Source organism: Flaviaestuariibacter flavus (assembly GCF_004337505.1).
GTDB classification, from domain to species: Bacteria; Bacteroidota; Bacteroidia; order Chitinophagales; family Chitinophagaceae; genus Flavisolibacter; species Flavisolibacter flavus.
The window spans coordinates 544388-562425 of record NZ_SJZI01000042.1 but is presented as its reverse complement, the minus strand read 5'-3'; the positions used below and the strand labels follow the sequence as shown (position 1 = coordinate 562425).

Below are 18038 nucleotides of genomic sequence, written 5' to 3'. Positions count from 1 at the left end.
GTTTAGGTTCTGCCAAATTAATCTTTCGATGCACAAAAAAGCCGGTCGTCTGGACGACCGGCTTTTAACTTATTCGGGGCAGCGGTTAACGGAGCACTTCCGCCAGCTTCTGCTGCAGCTCTTCGCCGCTCAGGTTTTTGGCGATGATACGGCCCTGGGGGTCGATGAGCATGTTGGCCGGGATGGCGCGGATGCCATATTGCTTGGCGGCCGCATTGTCCCACCATTTCAGGTCGCTCACATGCGTCCAGGTGAGCCCGTCCTTGTTGATGGCCTTCAGCCAGGATTCCTTCTGGCCCGGGCGGTCGAGCGACACGCCGAGGATGGTGAAGTTCTTGTCTTTATAGGTATTGAAGGCCTTTACCACGTTGGGATTCTCGCGGCGGCAGGGGCCGCACCAGGAAGCCCAGAAGTCGACCAGCACGTACTTGCCGCGGAAGGACGAGAGGGCCACGGGATGGTCGAGGGTGTCGTTCTGGGTAAAGTCCATGGCCATGCTGCCGATAGCCGACTTGCGGGCCGTCTCCAGCTCCGTGGCGAAGGCCATGCCCGAGGGAAGTGCTTTTGTTGCTACAGGCAGGCTTTCATACACCGGGCCCACGCGCGCGGGATCCATGTAATAGCCGGCATATTCGCGCAGGGCATAGAGCGCCAGCGGCGAGCGCGGGTTCCGGGCGAGAAACTTGCCGTACACCTCGGTACGCATCACTTCATCAACCGAGTCGGCACTCTTTTCAAAACGGGCAGCGGCTTCCTTGTTATTCGCTTTCATCGCCTCGCTGTACTGCTCATAAAACGCTTCCTGCTGCTGCTCGTAAGGTTTCATAGCCGCCTGGAGCTTCACGTATTCGTCCTGCCCCTTTGAGCCTTTGATGAGGTTGTTCTGCACCGAGTCGCGCGTGGTGATGCTGATGTCGGCCCCGGGCTGGAGGAATACCGGGAAGCCATAGACCTTCATCCCGCCGCGGCCGCGGCGCACCAGCAGGCTGTCGGAGAGGTACGATACGTTGGCCATCACCGGCTCGGCCAGGGAGCGCTTATACTTGTAGGAGCCATTATCTACCAGGATGGTGTCGCGCACCGTTTCGGTGCCCGTGCGGAAAGCCACCACCACCTTTTTCACCGGCGGGGTGTTGACGATGCTGCCCTTGAGCTTGAGCGCTCCGGGCTGCGCGGCGGCCGACAGCGGCAGCAGCGCCAGGAAAAAGTATTTCATCGGTTTCATGGTGCAAAGTTTAGGGGGGAACATCAAAGTCTATTAAAAAAGTAGGATAAACGGCAGTTGTTCCAGCCGGAAGTTACGGATTTCAGCGGCAGTTGCGCGTGCGCACCGACCTGATTTACAATTGCACCGCTGTCCGTATCTTCGTCCCCCTCCCCGTCGCCGGGGATCATTCACATACACCTACATCTAAACAAAAAACCATGGACCTCAGCATAATCATCGCAGCCGTCGTCGCCCTCGTTGTGGGCGTCGTGGTGGGCAAGATCATTTTTGCGAAAGACACGAGCAAGAAAATCCAGGAGGCCGACCTCCATGCCCAGAGCCTCATCAAGGAAGCCGAACTCCGGGCCGAAACGATCCGGAAAGAAAAGGAAGTAGCCGCCAAGGAGCGCTTCGTGCAGCTCCGCTCGGAGCACGACAAGGAAGTGAACGAGCGTAACCGCAAACTCGTTGACGCCGAATCGCGCATCAAGCAAAAAGAGCAGCAGCTGGGCCAGAAGACCGAGCAGCTGGAGCGCCAGATCAAGGAAAACGACACCATCAAGCAGAACCTCAACCGCCAGCTTGAGGTGGTGGCCAACAAGCAGGCCGAGTTCGACAAGCACCAGGAAGAGCACACCCGCCGCCTGGAAAAGCTGGCCAACCTGACTGCCGAAGAGGCGAAGGCCCAGCTCATCGAGACCCTCAAGAACGAGGCGCACTCCCAGGCCCTCGGCCTCCAGCAGGAGATCATCGACGAAGCAAAGCAAAAAGCGAATAAGGAAGCCCGCAAGATCATCATCCAGACGATCCAGCGTACCGCCGCCGAGCAGGCCATCGAAAACGCCATTACCGTATTCAGCCTCGAAACCGACGAGATCAAGGGCCAGATCATCGGCCGCGAAGGCCGGAACATCCGCGCCATCGAAGCCGCCACCGGCGTCGACCTCATCGTGGACGACACCCCGGAAGCCATCATCCTTTCCTGCTTCGACCCGCTGCGCCGCGAGATCGCGCGCCTGTCGCTGCAGCGCCTTGTTACCGACGGCCGCATTCACCCCGCCCGCATCGAGGAAGTGGTGGAAAAGACCAAACGCCAGCTCGAAGAGCAGGTGATGGAGATCGGTGAGCGTACCGTGATCGAGCTCGGCATCCACGGCCTCCACAAGGAGCTGGTGCGGATGGTGGGTAAGATGCGCTTCCGCTCCTCCTATGGCCAGAACCTGCTGATGCATAGCCGCGAGGTGGCCAACCTTTGCGGTATCATGGCCGCCGAACTCGGTCTCAATCCCAAGCTGGCCAAGCGCGCCGGCCTCCTGCACGATATCGGCAAGGTGCCCGACGAGGAAAGCGAGCTGAGCCACGCCCTCCTTGGTGCCAAGCTGGCCGAGAAGTATGGTGAGAACCCCGCCATCGTGAACGCCATCGGCGCCCACCACGACGAAATGGAGATGCAGTACGTGATCTCCCCCATCGTTCAGGCCTGCGACGCCATCTCCGGCGCCCGCCCCGGCGCCCGCCGCGAGATCATGCAGCAGTACCTGCAGCGGATCAAGGAGCTCGAAAATCTCGCCCAGAATTATAATGGTGTGGAGAAGGCTTATGCCATCCAGGCCGGCCGCGAGCTCCGCGTGATCGTGGAAGCCGACAAGGTGACCGACAACGAAAGCGAAAAGCTTTCCTTCGAGATCGCCCAGAAGATCCAGAACGAAATGACCTACCCGGGCCAGATCAAGGTAACGGTGATCCGCGAGAAGCGCGCGGTAAATGTTGCCCGCTAATCAGCTGGCATACAATAGCTTAAAGCCTCCGTTCGCGGGGGCTTTTTCGATCTCGGATCTCAGATGTCCGATGTCAGATCTTACAGAGACCAATGTCTAAATCAGACCTCGGACATCGGACATCAGACATAAATCCAAAAAATCCCCGCCAATCAACACATATTTAGATTTTTCCCCTTACCTTTGCACTCCTTAAATTTCAAGTTATGAACTCCGCCGCTATTGCCTTTGTACACGAGCAGCTCACGGCTACGAAAGAATTCCCGAAGTTCAAAGCGGGTGACAATATTACCGTTAACTACAAGATCATTGAAGGTAACAAGGAGCGTATCCAGTCCTTCAAGGGTGATGTGATCAAGCGTCAGGGCACGGGTGCCACCGCTTCGTTCACCGTGCGCAAGATCTCTGACGGCGTAGGCGTGGAGCGTCTTTTCCCGGTCAACTCTCCCAACATCGACTCGATCGTGCTGAACAAGGCCGGCCGTGTTCGTCGCGCCAAGCTGTTCTACCAGCGTGAGCGTAGCGGTAAGAGCGCCCGTATCCAGGAAAAGAAGCGCGCCGTGGTTCAACCCCAATCTGCCTAAGCTTTTTCAACGTAACTATAAGCGGAAGACTCGTTCTTCCGCTTTTTTTATGGTTTGACCGGGACTTTTGCCCGAATAGCCGGCCGAAACGGAGATTGGGTGCTGATTTGTCCTAATTTTGAAGTCTGATTTTTCCACTAATAAATCCATCATATGGGACCCCTGGGCTTTAATGAGATCATTGTGATCCTGATTATCGTGCTGCTGCTGTTCGGCGGCAAGAAAATTCCTGAACTGATGCGCGGCCTCGGACGGGGCGTTCGCGAGTTCAACGACGCAAAAAGCAATGTGCGCCGGGAGATCGAAGAAGGAATTTCCGAGAAGGACCGCACTGCCGCTTCCGCTGCAAACACGCCCGCATCGAATACATCGGGCCAGGCCTAAGCCGCTCTCTTTTAACATTTTATACAAGCCGGTGGCGCCTTTTTGGCACGCCGGCTTTTTGTTTCCCTTAACGCAATTCTAACAGTTTTTGGGGTGTTTCCTCGCCAGAGGGTGGTATATTTGCTTCGCATTTGACCTACGGGTCAACCCTTACCAGAGCTAACAATAAAGGAGCGTTTCCAGGCCTTTGTGCGATTTGATTAATCCTAAAACACGTGCGATGAAAAAGCTGTTATTGTTGACCACCCTGCCTCTTATTGCCTTCCTCTACTCCTTCGCGGGAATCGGGAAAGGTGCGAGCGGCCTGGACCGAGACCTTTCCGACACGGTAAAGGTAAGCGCCACCAAAGCCGGCTTTAAAGACCTCTTCGAGGGCCAGAGCTCCGAAAACGGAATTTTCAATGTAAAGCTCAACCCCAAAGCCGTTTCCTTCGTTCAGGACTATATGGAAAGCCAGGCTACCCGCCTCAACAATATGAAGAGCTGGGGCAAGCCTTACTTCGACCTGATCGAAAGCGTGCTGGCCGCGCATAACCTGCCCTCCGAGCTGAAGTACCTCTCTGTAATTGAGTCCGACCTGAAGACCTCCGCTACCTCCTGGGTAGGCGCGGCCGGTCCCTGGCAGCTGATGCCCCAGACCGCCCGCGAGCTTGGTCTCCGCGTATCGAAGAAAAACGACGAGCGCCGCGATTACAAAAAGAGCACTAATGCCGCCGCCCGCTACCTCAACGACCTGTACAGCGTGTTTAACGACTGGCTACTGGTAGTTGCTGCCTACAACGGCGGTCCGGGTAACGTAAACAAAGCCATCAGCAAGGCCGGCAGCCGTAACTTCTGGGATCTCCAGTATTACCTGCCTGCGGAAAGCCGCAACCACGTGAAGAAGTTCATCGCCACCCATTATATCATGGAAGGCGACGGTGGTGTGACCACGATGACCCAGAACGAGCGCGCCACCTATACCGCGGCTACCACCGATGCGGCTCCCGTCCTCCCCGGTGTTCAGAATGCCACCGTATCGGGCAAGTTTGCCGCTATCGCCATTGCCGGCAACCTGGAAATGGACCTGGGTGATTTCAACCGCCTCAATCCCAACTTCGACAAGCAGCTTTCGCAGAACGGTTCTTACGAACTGCGCCTGCCGGCCGACAAAATGAGCCGTTTCACGGAAAGCCGCAACGCCATCCTCGAGCAGTCGGTGAAAATGATGCTCGGATCGGCCCGTTAACCTACCAACCCTGATACCACCACGGATAACCCGAAAAATGCCCCACGATCGTGGGGCATTTTTCATTTGGGTTGCTGAAGCCTGGAATTCGTTATTCAATATCCTGCATGGCCCGCTCGAGCGCCAGGGCCTTAAGCCGGCATTCCTCCCACTCAGCGGCCGCTTCGCAATAAGCCGTTATGCCAGAGCCAACCTGGTAGGAAAGTGCCCCCGTATCGGCATTGTAGAGCAGGCTGCGGATGACCACGTTGAAATCAAAATCGCCCTCGTGGAAATAACCGAGCGAGCCGGAAAAAAGCCCCCGCGCGGTCGGTTCGTACCGGCGGATCAGCTCCAGCACCCGCTGCTTTGGCGCCCCGGTCATCGAGCCCATCGGGAAGGTAGCATCAAGCACGGCTGAGAAGCCGGTGCCGGGATGCAGGCGGCCACTTACGGTGGAGATCATCTGGTGTACCTGCGGGAAGGTGTAGAGCCCGAAAAGCTCGGGCACCACTACATCATGGCACACGTGCGACAGGTCGTTGCGCATGAGGTCTACCACCATCACATTTTCGGCCCGCTCTTTCGGGCTGAGGTATAGCCCCTCGCGTAGCGCAGCGTCGGCCGCTTTATCGCCCGGGTTGCGCCGGGCGGTGCCTTTGATCGGCTGGGCAATAAGCTCGCTCCCCTGCTTGCGCAAAAAGCGCTCGGGCGAAGCGCAGAGCAGGTAGCGGTCATCAAGCCGGTAGTAGCCGCCAAAAGGAGTGGGCGAAAGTGCCGCCAGCTTCCGGTATACCGGCAGCGGGTCGAGGCCAGGGGCCTGCGCATGAAACTCCTGGCAGAAATTGATCTCGTAGCAGTCGCCGCGGCGGATGTGCTGCAGGAGGGCGCCGATGCGGTCGAGGTAAGCGGCGCGGCTGAGTGTTGCCTCCATCTGTATGGAAGCTCCCGGGCCAGCAGCGGGAACCGGCGTTTCCTGCAAGGCCTTCCATACCGTATCGGGGTCTGCCGCCTCGATATGCAAGGTATCGCCGCGGGCATAAAGCACCACTTCCGGTATAAAGAAATGCAGGGGCGGAAACCCGATGGGATCTTGCGGACCGCCGGCAAGGCCATAGGCCGCATGGCGCAGCTCGAAGGCAAGATGGCCAAAGGCCCAGCGCTCCGAAGCTGCAAGCGCATCGAGGGCGGCCGGGCCATCGGCGGCACCAACGCGGTGGCGTGCGCCCGCGCCCGCCAGCCAGTCGAAGCTGCGCCCGGGATAGCCGTGGCTGTCCAGAAAACAAAAAATGTTGAACCGCCGGAGCCAGTTCAACATTTTATCCTTGATGGCCGCGCCGGCGGCCAGTGCATACGTGCGGTGTATCAATCGTGCGGGTTAGAAGTCATCGTCCTCATCGTCGAAGTCGTTGCCGCCGCCACCGCCGCCGCTGAAGAGGTCTTTGAACTCCTCGTCGTCTTCGATCTTAAAGTCTTCTTCCTCCTCGCTTTCCTCTTCTTTTTTGCCGCCGCCCTTCTTCGATTTGGGCAGGTCAAACTCTTCGAAGTCCGGATCCCACTCTTCGTCGTCTTCTTCGCCATCCAGCTCTTCGTCGAGGTCTTCCTCCTCCTCTTCTTCCTCGTCCTTAGGCGTGGCGGCGCGCTTGGCCTGGGCCAGTACCTGCTCGATCCAATCGGTTCCGGATAGGGTCGCTTCCTTCTCTAATACTACGGTCATAGTCTGGTTAGATTAACGCTGTAAATTTTCGGCGAAGTTTTTAATCCGCCAAATTTTGTCAATTTTTTTGTGTGCCGGACAGTCCTTATAAGTGCACGATCTGCTCGCGTCCCGGGCCGTTGGATACATACTTTACCGGCGTGCCCAGCTGCTCATTGATAAAGCCGATATACGAACGCATTTCTTCGGGCAGGCTGTCGGCGGTGGTACAGGCGGTGCTGTCGGTATTCCAGCCGCGGATGCTTTGGTAGACGGGCTCCACGGGCACGCGCGTCATCTGGAAGGGCACCTTGTCGGTAGCGGCATTGTCGATCTTGTAGGCGGTGCATACCTGCAGGGTCGGGAAGGCATCGAGCACGTCGGCCTTCGTCATCACCACCTGCGTCACGCCGTTGATCATGCAGGCATAGCGCAGGGCCACGAGGTCCATCCAGCCGCAGCGGCGCGGGCGGCCGGTGGTGGCGCCAAACTCGGATCCGATGCGGCGCAGCTCCTCTCCTGTTTCGTCGTGCAGCTCGGTGGGGAACGGTCCGCTGCCCACGCGGGTGCAGTAGGCCTTCGACACACCGATCACCTCGCGGATGCGCTGCGGCGCCACACCAAGGCCCGAGCAAACGCCGGCCGAGGTGGTGCTGCTGGAAGTAACGAAGGGGAAGGTGCCGAAATCGATATCGAGCATCGAGCCCTGGGCGCCCTCTGCCAGCACTTTTTTGCCGCGCGCCATCTGCTCGTTGATGAAATATTCGCCGTTGACGATGTTGAGTCCGCGCAGGAGCTCGATGGCTTCGAAGAATTCTTCTTCCCAGGCCGTAATGTCTTCGTTGAAATGATAGGTATCGAGCAGCTTCTGGTGCTTAAGCCGCAGCTTGATATAGGATGTGGTAAAGCTCTTATGCAGCAGGTCGCCGACACGCAAGCCGTTGCGGCCGGTCTTGTCCATATAGGCGGGTCCGATACCTTTCAGCGTGGAGCCGATCTTGGCTTCGCCCTTCTGCAGCTCGGCGGCCTTGTCGAGGGCCCGGTGCGTGGGCAGGATCAGGTGCGTGCGCTCGGAAATAAAAAGATTCTTGCGCAGGTCGACGCCGAAGCCCGACACCGTTGCACACTCCTTCGACAGGGTTACCGGGTCGAGTACGACACCGTTGCCAATCAGGTTGATGGCGCCCTGGTGAAACACGCCGGAAGGAATCTGGTGCAATACGATCTTTTGCTTCGAAGGACCTACGTAGAGGGTATGTCCCGCGTTGGGTCCGCCCTGGAAACGCGCAACGATATCATATTGCGACGCGAAATAATCCACGATCTTTCCCTTGCCCTCGTCGCCCCATTGCAAGCCCAGGATAACGTCTACCATAACAATGTATACTTGGTTCGCGGCAAATGTAAGGGAAGAAAAAAGGTTCTAAGGTTCTGAGGTTTTAGGGTTCTGTGGTTCGGGTTTCCCGGATCAAAGTGAAGAGCCCGACCGTACTGGTCCTGGTCGGGATCCATACAGCGGATTCATAAAAAAACGCCCCCGGTTGGAGGCGTTTGCTTTTTATGCGGTGCATACAATTTATTGGATCAGGGTCACTACGCCCTTGCGGGAAACGCGCTTGCCTTCTTTGGTCACACCTTCGGCAACCCACACATAAGTTCCCGTAACGAGCTCCTTGCCGTTCTGCCGGCCATCCCAGCCGATATTCGACTGCCTCAGGTTGTACACCTCGGGGCCGCGGCGCTCGCCTTTGTATTCGTACATCAGCTGGCCCCAGCGGTTGAATACGCGGAAATAGTTGAGTGTCTGCAGGCCAACGCATACCGGGCGCAGCAGGTCGTTCTTGCCGTCGCGGTTGGGCGTAAAGGCATCCGGCACATAGATCTCGGGCCCGCGGTAAGCACGGAGGTAGAAAAAGCCTTCACCCGAGCAGCCCTGGTCGGTCCAGGCACGGATGCGGAAGGTCTCGGTTTTCTCTACCAGCAGCAGGGCATTGGGCACGTTCGGGTTGACGATGTTCACCGGTGTGGTGCCCATGCTTGTAAACCATTCGAAATGGTTGGCGGCGGCGCTCGCAATAATGCGCAGCGTATCGCCGATATAAGCCACCGTATCGGGCGGGCTGAACCGCACAATGATCGGGGGTGTTACAAGCTGGGTTACCGTATCCGGAACCAGCGAGGCACAGCCGTTGGCATCCACCACATGCAGCTGGTAGGTGATGCTGGCGTTGGGGCGGATGACGCGGGGGTTGCGGATGTTGGCATCGGTGAGGTAGGTGCTCGGCGCCCAGTGGTAGGCGCTGAAGCCCGTGGCAGCGTTCAGCTGTCCGTCCTGGCCGAAGCAGATCTCTGTAGCAGTACCGGCATCGGGCACCGGCGCCGGTCGCACGGTTACCGGGATCGAGTCGCGGCCCGAGCAGGAGCCCAGGGTGTAGTTGAGGATGTAGAATGTATCGCGGACGGGACGCACGTCGATCGACGACTGCTGCGTGTTGTTGGGCACGATGGCCGGGCCGGTCCAAACGAAACCGGTGGCATTGGTCACTGGTGCCAGCGTCGTCTTGCTGCCCTGGCAGATCGTGTCGGGGCCGGGTGAAACATACTGCAGGTTGCTGATCTGAGTTACCACGTTACCAGGGCGGGAAGCAGCGCAGTTGTTGGCATCCTGTACGGAAACACTATAAGTGCCGGCCGCCGTGGTGAAGCTGTTGCTGGCACCGTAGCTGCCCGTGTTGAGCTGGTACTGGAAGGGGGTAGTGCCGCCCGAGGCAAACACGCGGAGACGGCCGTCTGCAACGCAGGTTGCCGGTTCACTCACCACCGAATCGATCACGAGACGGGCGGGCTCCGTAAGCACAATTCCGTTCACCGTGACGCTACAGTTATTCGCATCGCGGATGGCGCCATTGAAAGTGCCTGCCGCCGAAGTAAACTGGGCCGCCGGGCCGAAGGCGCTTCCGTTGAAGGAGTACTGGTACGGTGCAGTACCACCGCTGGCAGAAAGGGTCACCGTTCCGTTGGCGGCGCCGAAGCATTTCGGCTGCACCAGCTGCGTGGTGCCTGCCGACAGAGCGGCGGGCTGCGTAATCGTCACCTGGATACTGTTGCTGCAGCCCTGGGCGTCGCGGAACCAGATGGTGGCCGCCCCTGCCGGGAGACCGGTAATTGTATTACCGGCCTGGGAGGTGCTGAAGTTGTCGGTCGAAAACAGGAAAGGCGCCGTAGCATTGCCCGAGAGCGTCAGCGTGGCGCTGCCGTTGCTGCCCCCGAAACAGGCCACATTGTTTTGTGTGGCCACAGCCGTAATCGGCGCGCCTGCGGCTACCGTTGCGGGAAACTGCGGCGAGATGCAACCCGATGCATCCTGGAACTGCAGGTTATAGATGCCTGCCGCCAGGTTGGGGAAGGAGTCGGAAGCCTGCCAGGCGCCGCCGTTGATGCGAAACTGGAAGGGCGCGATCCCGTTTTGCGGCAGCAGCACGGCCGAGCCGTTGGCAGCTGCGTCGCAGCTCGGGCTGTGGGTACGCACGGTTGCCAGGAGCGGCTGGGCCGGATCCACAACGGCGGTCACATCCACAGTACACCCCGCGGCATCCAGCACGGTTACCGTATAGGTGCCTGCACCGATATTATTGAAGACGTTGGAGGCCTGCGGGGTTCCGGCGCCGCCAAGGCGGTACTGGAAGGGTGCCTGGCCAATGCCCGGTGTCACGGTAACCGTGATGGTTCCCGACGGTGCACAACCCGACGGGGTCGTTGCCGCCGCTGCGGTAAGCGGCGCCGGGGCGCCTACCACCACATCCACGGGGAAAGAACAGCCGGCGGCATCGCGCACCACTACCTGGTGGGCACCGGCAGTGACACCGGTAAAGGAGTTGCTGGCTACCGGGCCGAGGGCGTCCAGGTCATATGTAAACGGAGCAAGGCCGGCGCCGGCGGGAACCGTGATGGTAATGGAGCCGCTGGGAGGCGTACAGCCGGAAGGGGTCGTATTACCGATGGCCGTAAGCGCCGGGTGCTGCCCCACCGTAGCCTGGATGTCTACCGTACAGCCTTTGGCGTCGGTGACCGTAATCGTGTAGGTGCCCGCTGCCTGGCCATTAAAGGTATTGGAGGCCTGCGGCGTGCCCGCGGTTCCGAGTCGGTAGCTATAGGGCCCGGTGCCCTGGTTCATATTGATGGTGATGGTACCCGAGGGCGTGCAGCCCGACAGCGTGGTGCTGGCCGTGCCGGCCGGCAGCGGCGTGGCGCCAACGCTGACGGCCACCGTATCGGTACAGCCTACGGCGTCTTCTACCACTACGGTATAGTTGCCGGCGGCAAGCCCGGTGAAGGTGTTGCCGGGCTGAGTCGTATTCGGCAATAATTTGTACGTAAATGTGCCGGTACCACCGGTAGCAGAGACCGTGATGGAACCGTCGGCGGGCGTACAACCCGAAGGCGTGCTGGTAGCGGATGCATCCACGGCGGGTGTAGCGCCTACAACGATATCGAAAGTAGCTACACAGCCACCGGCGTCGGTCACCTCAACCGTATGCTGCCCCGACGTAACACCGGTGAAAAGGCCGGAAGCCTGGGTGCGCACACCGTCAAGCTTAAACGTATACGGGGCCACGCCGTTTGCCGTTGCGGTAATGGTGCCGCTGGGCGGGTTGCAACCGGAAGGCGTTGAAATTGCGTTCAGCGTTACGGGGGGATTGCTGTCGATGGTAGCCGTTACCGACACCTGGCAACCGGTGGCATCGCGAACAATAACGGTATAGGTGCCGGCGGCCAGCGGGCCGAACGTGTTGCCGTTTTGAGGAGTGCCCGTGGTACCCAGCTGGTAGGTATAAGGCGGTGTGCCGAGGCCGGGAGGCGTCACGCTTACCGTGATGGTACCCGAAGGCGTGCAATTGGAATTGGTGGTGACGGCTGAAGCAGTCAGCGTGGTACCCGGCACTATGACCCCGTTTACATCGAAGGTGCAACCGGTGGAGTCTTTGATCCGCACATTATAAGTACCTGCCCCAAGCAGGTTGAACTGGCCGGCAGACTGCCAGGTGCTGCCTCCGTTGATGGAGAAGCTGAAGGGAGCGGTGCCACCGGCGGGGGTGATCGTAACAGATCCCGAAGGGGTACAGCCCGAAGGCTGGGCTGTACCGGAGCCTCCCAGCGCGGCGCGTGTGCCCACGGTTACATTCACGGTACCCGTGCAGCCTTGCGCGTCCTTGATGGTTACGGTATGCGCCCCGGCCGCGACCGCGGTGAAAATATTAGACGATTGGAACGTGGGGCTTCCATCGAGGGCGTAGGTATAGGGGGCCGTACCGGAGGTGGGCGTAACGGTAATACTGCCGGAGGGATTGCAGCCGGAAGGCACCGTAGCAGTTGTCCCGGAAAGGCCGGCCGGGGGCAGGACCGTTACCGTCATGGTGTCGGCACAGTTGGCATCGCGGGCGATAACGGAGTAGGTGCCGGGGTTAAGGCCGGTGAACGTATTCGACGACCCGTAGGCGCCATTGTTGATCGAGTAGCTGAAGGGAGGTACGCCCTCGCCGGCCGGTATGTCTACCTTGATGGAGCCGGGCGTGGCGCAGGTGGCATGAGTAGGCGTGGCTGTAGCGTTGAAGCCGGCAATGACCCGAACGGTGTCGTACGTATAGATTTCCTGGGTGGGCGCGCCGTACTTCTGGTAGGCCGCGCGAACAACGAGGCGGGTGATGCCGCCGCCAACGCACAGGTTGGGGAAGGTCACCGGGACCACCCCGTTTACTGCCGTTCCGCGCGTTCCGGTGGCCAGCACGACGTTGGCCGAGTTAAGCACTTCCACCCGCTTCAGCAGGCTGGTGCTGCCGGAGGCCGGCACAAAGCGCCAGGTTTCGTTCATGTTGGCAGAACCCCACGGTGCATCTGAAGCGCGGCGTCCCGGGGGCATGATACCGGCACCGCCATTATGGTCCTGGATGCCGATCATAGCGCGGCCCTGGTTCCAGGCAGTACAGATCTGCTGACTGTATACCGACACTTCGATAATATTGGTGGATTCGTACAGCGTGATCTGGCTCGTGTTTTCGAAGCTCTGGTTGCAGGTGCTGCCGGTAGTCTGGTAAAGCGGTATCTTATAAAAGCTCAGCACAAAACGGCGGTAAGGTGCCACCCCGTACACCTGGTATTGGATCTTTTTCGTAGGCGACGCGGAAACGCCCGGGTCGAGGTCGTGGTAAACGCCCATGATGACCGAAGGGTCGTAACGCGAACTGGGCAGATCCTGGGGGGTGCCGGTATTGGCGCCGAGGCCCGTGCCCGACTGGATAATGCCATAATGGCTGAAGGTGCCCGCCAGGTTGTTGTTGGGGTCGAATGAGAGGTAGCCGTTGCCACTGGCAACCAAGCTGCTATAGTTGATCCCGTAAAAGGTAAAAGTGAACGGAAGATTAATTTTTGAAGAGTACCGGTCATCAACGGTGATGCTCGTAGGCGTCCCCGCCGGATCATTCGGCGCCACCACGGGGGCAAAACAGCCGCCTGTGCTGGATACCGGGTTGACCGTATAGCTCGAGGTGGAGCGCACATCCGGCACCCGCGCCTTCAGGTTGAAGCAGACCTGGGCACCACAATCCTGGATTGTGGTATCGCGGGAACAGGTAAAGCTGAATCCCGGAACCTGCGCGGACGCGCGTACGGTGAATACAAGAGTGACCAGGACAAGCAGTAAGCGCGTCATCTTCATAGCAGCCAAGTTTGGAAAAATTGGCTACAAGTTAAGATAATTAAGCCCGGGAATGGCCATTTTCGGCCGGTCCACCGCAATTCAGCGGCTGATCACACATTTTCGGTGTCGAACCGGTCTACCGACTGAATTCCCTGCAGAGCCTTCAGCTTGTCTACCAGCGCATCCAGCTCATCCTTGTCGTGCACGAACAGCTTGATCGACCCTTCAAAGATGCCTTCGCGCGCCTCGATGGTGATGGCGGCGATATTGATCCGCAGCTCGCCCGAGATCAGGTTGGTGATCTTCGACACGACACCCACATCGTCGAGGCCTACGATGCGCAGACCGGTAAGAAAGGCGATCTCCTTGTTCTTGGCCCAGCGGGTCTTTACGATGCGGTGCCCGTAGTTGGCCATCAGCTTGGCGGCATTGGGGCAATTGGTGCGGTGGATCGTAAGGCCTTTGCCCGTGGTCACGAAGCCGAACACATCGTCGCCCGGGATGGGCTTGCAGCAGTTGGCCAGGTTGTACACGATCTTGTCGGAGCTCTCCCCGAAGATGATCAGTTCCGTGTCTTTCTTGGGCGAATACGGCACCTCGGGTTTCAGTTCCTGTATCCGCACCGGCTTGGGCGCGTCGAGGCGGTCGCCCGTCTGCTTGAAGTCTTTGAGCTCCTTGAGGTCGATGGCCTTGATGGCGATCTGGTAAAAAAGCTCCAGCGAAGAGGGCAGCTTATAGAAGTTGGTGATCTCCTCGATATTATGCGGCTGGAACGAGGCACCCATGCCTTCCAGCTTCTTCTGCAGCGTGTATTTGCCGTCTTCGGCGATGGTGCGCTTCTCTTCCTTGAGCGCATCCTTGATCTTGGTGCGGGCCTTGGCCGTCACCACGAATTCAAGCCAGCCCTCGTTGGGCTTTTGCTTGTTGGAGGTAATGATCTCCACCTGGTCGCCGGAGCGGAGCTTGTGCGAGATGGGCACCAGCTTGTGGTTGACCTTGGCGCCGATGGTGCGGGCGCCGACCATGGAGTGCACGGCAAAGGCGAAGTCGAGGGCCGTGGCGCCGGTGGGCAGCATCTTCACCTCCCCTTTCGGGGTATAGATATAGATCTCCTCGGCCAGGAAGCTCGTTTTGAAGTCCTGGAGGAAGTCCACCGAATCGGTGTCGTTGGAGTTGAGCACCTCGCGGATCTGGTTAAACCACTTGTCGAAGCGGCTCTCGTCGGCCTGCCCTTCCTTGTATTTGTAGTGGGCGGCGAGGCCTTTCTCGGCGATCTCGTTCATCCGCTTCGTGCGGATCTGCACTTCCACCCACTTGCCCTGCGGGCCCATCACCGTGGTGTGCAGGGCCTCGTAACCGTTGCTTTTGGGGTTGGAGAGCCAGTCGCGGAGGCGCTCGGGAGAGGGCGTGTACTCGTCGGTGATCATCGAGTATACCTTCCAGCACTCTTCTTTTTCCTTTTCCGGGGCCGAGTTGAGGATGACGCGGATGGCGAACAGGTCGTACACTTCCTCGAAGGCGACGCCCTTTTTCTTCATCTTGTTCCAGATGGAGTGGATGCTCTTGGGACGGCCAAAGATCTCGAAGTCGAAGCCGGAGGATTCAAGCTTGTCCTGCAGCGGCTTGATGAATTCATTGATATAGCGGGTGCGCTCGCGCTTCGTTTCAGCAAGCTTGCGGGCAAGGGAACGGTAGGTTTCGGGCTCCAGGTATTTCATGGAGAGGTCTTCCATCTCCGTCTTGATATTGTAGAGGCCCATCCGGTGCGCCAGCGGCGCATACACGTATACGGTTTCGGAGGCGATCTTGAGCTGCTTTTCGGGCTTCATCGAGTCGAGCGTGCGCATGTTATGCAGGCGGTCGGCGAGCTTGATGATGATGACGCGCGGGTCGTCGGTGAGGGTCAGCAGGATCTTGCGGAAGTTCTCGGCCTGCTGCGAGGCGTTTACGTCCACCACGGTGGAGATCTTGGTAAGTCCGTCCACGATGCGGGCGATCTCCGAGCCGAACTCGCGCTGTACGTCTTCGAGGGTGATATCGGTATCCTCCACGGTGTCGTGAAGAAGGGAGCAGATGGTGGAGCGCACCCCGAGGCCGATCTCCTCCACGCAGATGCGGGCCACGGCCAGCGGGTGGAGGATATAGGGCTCACCGCTTTTGCGGCGCATTGTTTTGTGGGCCTCGGCGGCCATCTCGAAGGCCTGGCGGATCATCTTGCGGTCGCCCGGCTTGATGCGTCCCTTAAGGCAACGCAACAGGGCCCGGTACTCCCTGAGTATCAGCCGTTTCTCCTGTTCTTCGTTCAGGTTGTATTTCGGTGCCTGCGCTACGGTTTCCATACCTCACGAATTTACGGGAAAGCAGTTGGTTTTGAAGGTTTTGAGCGAGTTTTAAACGTTTTGTAATGGCCGGTACGTCGCCGGAAGGCATATTAAGTAGAAGAAGCGTTTTTCACCGCGAAGAAAAAAAGGTGCTAAGGTTTACGCTAAGTTTTTATTGTCTGTATCGTCACAAACAAAAGCCCCGCCGTCAGGCGGACCGTTATCCTTAGCGTAACGCTTCTTTTACTCCTTTTCTTCGCGGTGAAAAACGCTTCTTCCCCTTCAAAACCTTATTTCTGTCAGGGATGTCCGCTCCGCCCGCCGCTTCCCTACCCAACCTTTTAGAACCTTTTAAAACCGGTAAAACCTTAATAGGTCCGGTTTCCCTTACCTTTGCCGCCCTTACGCGGGTGTGGCGAAATTGGTAGACGTATCAGACTTAGGATCTGACGCCGCGAGGCATGGGGGTTCGAGTCCCTCCACCCGCACTCCTTGAATATCGAATATCGAGCAAGGAATATCGAATAACGAAGTGAGGCCCCGGCGTCCTTCGGAGTCCTCCTTTCAGGGATGGCCTGTCGATATTCGTTATTTGATATTCGATATTCATTATTCAACAGATTAAATAAACAATGGCAACGATTACTCAATCCGAAGTGGCGCCCCTGCACCAGCAGCTGCACGTCACCATCAAAAAAGAAGACTACCTGCCGGCTTTCGAGAAAGCCCTCAAAGAACATAGCAAGAAAGCCAATATCCCCGGCTTCCGCAAGGGCATGGTACCTGCCGGCCTCGTGAAGAAAATGTACGGATCCTCCCTGTTCGTAGACGAAGTGCTGCGCCAGGTAGACCAGCAGGTGAATCAATACCTGACCTCCTCCAAGGTCGACATCTTCGCCAACCCGATCCCGGTGCAGATGGACCTGCAGCAGATTGATATGAACAAGCCCGCCGACTACGAATTCGTATTCGAAATGGGCCTCAAGCCGGCCATCCAGCTCCCCGACCTGAAGTCGACTGCCGTAAAGCGCTATACCATCACCGTTGACGACGCTATGGTAAACGAGGAAGTAGAGCGCATGCAGCAGCGCTACGGCAATATGACCGAGCCCGAGGCTGTTGAGTCGGACGAGAACGTGCTCAACCTCACCTTCACCGAAACCGACGCGGCAGGCAACGCCATCGCCGGCGGCATCAGGAAGGACAACTCGGTGCTGGTACGCTACTTCAAGGAGTCGTTCCGCCCCAACCTGATGGGCAAGAAAAAAGGCGACACCCTCCACATCGCCTTCGATGAAGCCTTTGGCGCACCCGAAGCGGAGTGGATCCTCTCCGACCTGGGCATCGACTCGGGTAAGGACCGCTTCTTCAACCTCGAGATCACCAAAGTGGGCTTTATCGAGAAGCGTGAGCTGAACGCCGAGTTCTTCGCCCAGCTGTTCCCCAACGACAACATCACCACCGAAGAAGAATTCCGCGCCCGTGTAAAGACGGAGCTGGAAGGCCAGTGGGCCACCGAGAGCCGTAACCAGCTGCACCACAGCCTGTACCACGTGCTGCTCGACAACACCCGGGTGGATTTCCCGCAGGAGTTCCTGAAGCGCTGGCTCAAGACGCAGGGCGAAAACAATACGCCCAAGACCGACGAGCAGGTGGAAGCCGAATTTCCCCAATTCCTCAACCAGCTCAAGTGGAGCCTGATCACTGACAAAATTGCCACCGATGCCAGCATCGAGGTGAAGCCGGAAGACCTCCGCGCCTTCTCCAAGCAGCAGCTCCTCGGCTACATGGGCGTGAACGCCATCGACGAGGAAGCCGAATGGGTTACGACCTATATCGACCGCATGATGAAGGACCGCAAGTACGTGGAAGACGCCTGGAACCGCATCCAGACCGAGAAGATCTTCCAGTGGATCGAGTCGAATTCGAATGCCCAGGATACGCCCATCTCCCGCGAAGACTTCGTGAAGATGAACCAGGAGCACAACCACGCGCACCATTAATCTTTCGATCTCAGATGTAAGATCTCGGATCTTTTGCAATAACAAAAAACGGAAGCCGTGGGCTTCCGTTTTTTGTTGCCGGCGCCAGCCCGATCCGAGATCTGACATCTGAGATCTGAGATCTGAGATTGCGCGGGCGGAATCCGGACAGAATGTCCGGATTC

General features: G+C 58.4%; 11 protein-coding genes and 1 tRNA gene. 6 read left to right on the top strand and 6 right to left on the bottom strand.

The genetic code is table 11. The features are described from left to right. Positions 1-85 precede the first annotated feature (85 nt). Entirely contained in the window at positions 86-1225 is a 1140-nt protein-coding gene (locus EPD60_RS10260; protein ID WP_207896602.1) for a TlpA disulfide reductase family protein, read from the bottom strand. 200 nt (positions 1226-1425) lie between these two features. On the opposite strand from EPD60_RS10260, the gene rny reads away from it, so the two are divergent. The 4 genes from rny to EPD60_RS10240 all read left to right on the top strand — a co-directional run bounded on the left by rny (position 1426) and on the right by EPD60_RS10240 (position 5181). Continuing rightward, positions 1426-2985 carry a ribonuclease Y gene (rny, locus tag EPD60_RS10255; protein WP_131449357.1) on the top strand — a complete coding sequence of 520 codons (1560 nt, stop codon included), beginning with the start codon at positions 1426-1428 and terminating at the stop codon, positions 2983-2985. Between the two features lie 206 nt (positions 2986-3191). Continuing rightward, a complete protein-coding gene (gene rplS, locus EPD60_RS10250) occupies positions 3192-3569 on the top strand; it encodes a 50S ribosomal protein L19 (protein ID WP_131449356.1) in 378 nt (125 codons plus the stop codon). A 153-nt stretch (positions 3570-3722) separates the two neighbouring features. Beyond that, on the top strand, positions 3723-3953 hold the full coding sequence (locus EPD60_RS10245; RefSeq protein ID WP_131449355.1) for a Sec-independent protein translocase subunit TatA/TatB: 231 nt from the start codon (positions 3723-3725) through the stop codon (positions 3951-3953). Between the two features lie 220 nt (positions 3954-4173). Next, positions 4174-5181 carry a lytic transglycosylase domain-containing protein gene (locus EPD60_RS10240; protein WP_131449354.1) on the top strand — a complete coding sequence of 336 codons (1008 nt, stop codon included), beginning with the start codon at positions 4174-4176 and terminating at the stop codon, positions 5179-5181. Between the two features lie 91 nt (positions 5182-5272). On the opposite strand, the gene EPD60_RS10235 is transcribed toward EPD60_RS10240, so the two are convergent. The 5 genes from EPD60_RS10235 to EPD60_RS10215 form a co-directional block, all read right to left on the bottom strand. Beyond that, complete coding sequence (locus EPD60_RS10235) at positions 5273-6529, bottom strand: anthranilate synthase component I family protein (protein ID WP_243647806.1); 1257 nt, start codon at positions 6527-6529, stop codon at positions 5273-5275. 9 nt (positions 6530-6538) lie between these two features. Beyond that, complete coding sequence (locus EPD60_RS16975) at positions 6539-6877, bottom strand: hypothetical protein (RefSeq protein ID WP_165871501.1); 339 nt, start codon at positions 6875-6877, stop codon at positions 6539-6541. An 85-nt stretch (positions 6878-6962) separates the two neighbouring features. Next, positions 6963-8231 carry an adenylosuccinate synthase gene (locus EPD60_RS10225; protein ID WP_131449353.1) on the bottom strand — a complete coding sequence of 423 codons (1269 nt, stop codon included), beginning with the start codon at positions 8229-8231 and terminating at the stop codon, positions 6963-6965. Positions 8232-8432: 201 nt separating this feature from the next. Then, positions 8433-13568, bottom strand: a complete 5136-nt coding sequence (locus EPD60_RS10220) for a T9SS type B sorting domain-containing protein (RefSeq protein WP_131449352.1) — start codon at positions 13566-13568, stop codon at positions 8433-8435. Between the two features lie 92 nt (positions 13569-13660). Beyond that, positions 13661-15889: a RelA/SpoT family protein gene (locus tag EPD60_RS10215; protein ID WP_131449351.1), complete on the bottom strand. Its 2229-nt coding sequence runs from the start codon at positions 15887-15889 to the stop codon at positions 13661-13663. A gap of 388 nt (positions 15890-16277) precedes the next feature. Between EPD60_RS10215 and EPD60_RS10210 the strand changes: the two genes are divergently transcribed. Together EPD60_RS10210 and tig are read left to right on the top strand one after the other, a co-directional pair. Continuing rightward, positions 16278-16359 (top strand) — tRNA-Leu (locus EPD60_RS10210). Between the two features lie 144 nt (positions 16360-16503). Beyond that, complete coding sequence (gene tig / locus EPD60_RS10205) at positions 16504-17874, top strand: trigger factor (RefSeq protein WP_131449350.1); 1371 nt, start codon at positions 16504-16506, stop codon at positions 17872-17874. The last annotated feature ends 164 nt before the right edge of the window (positions 17875-18038 follow it).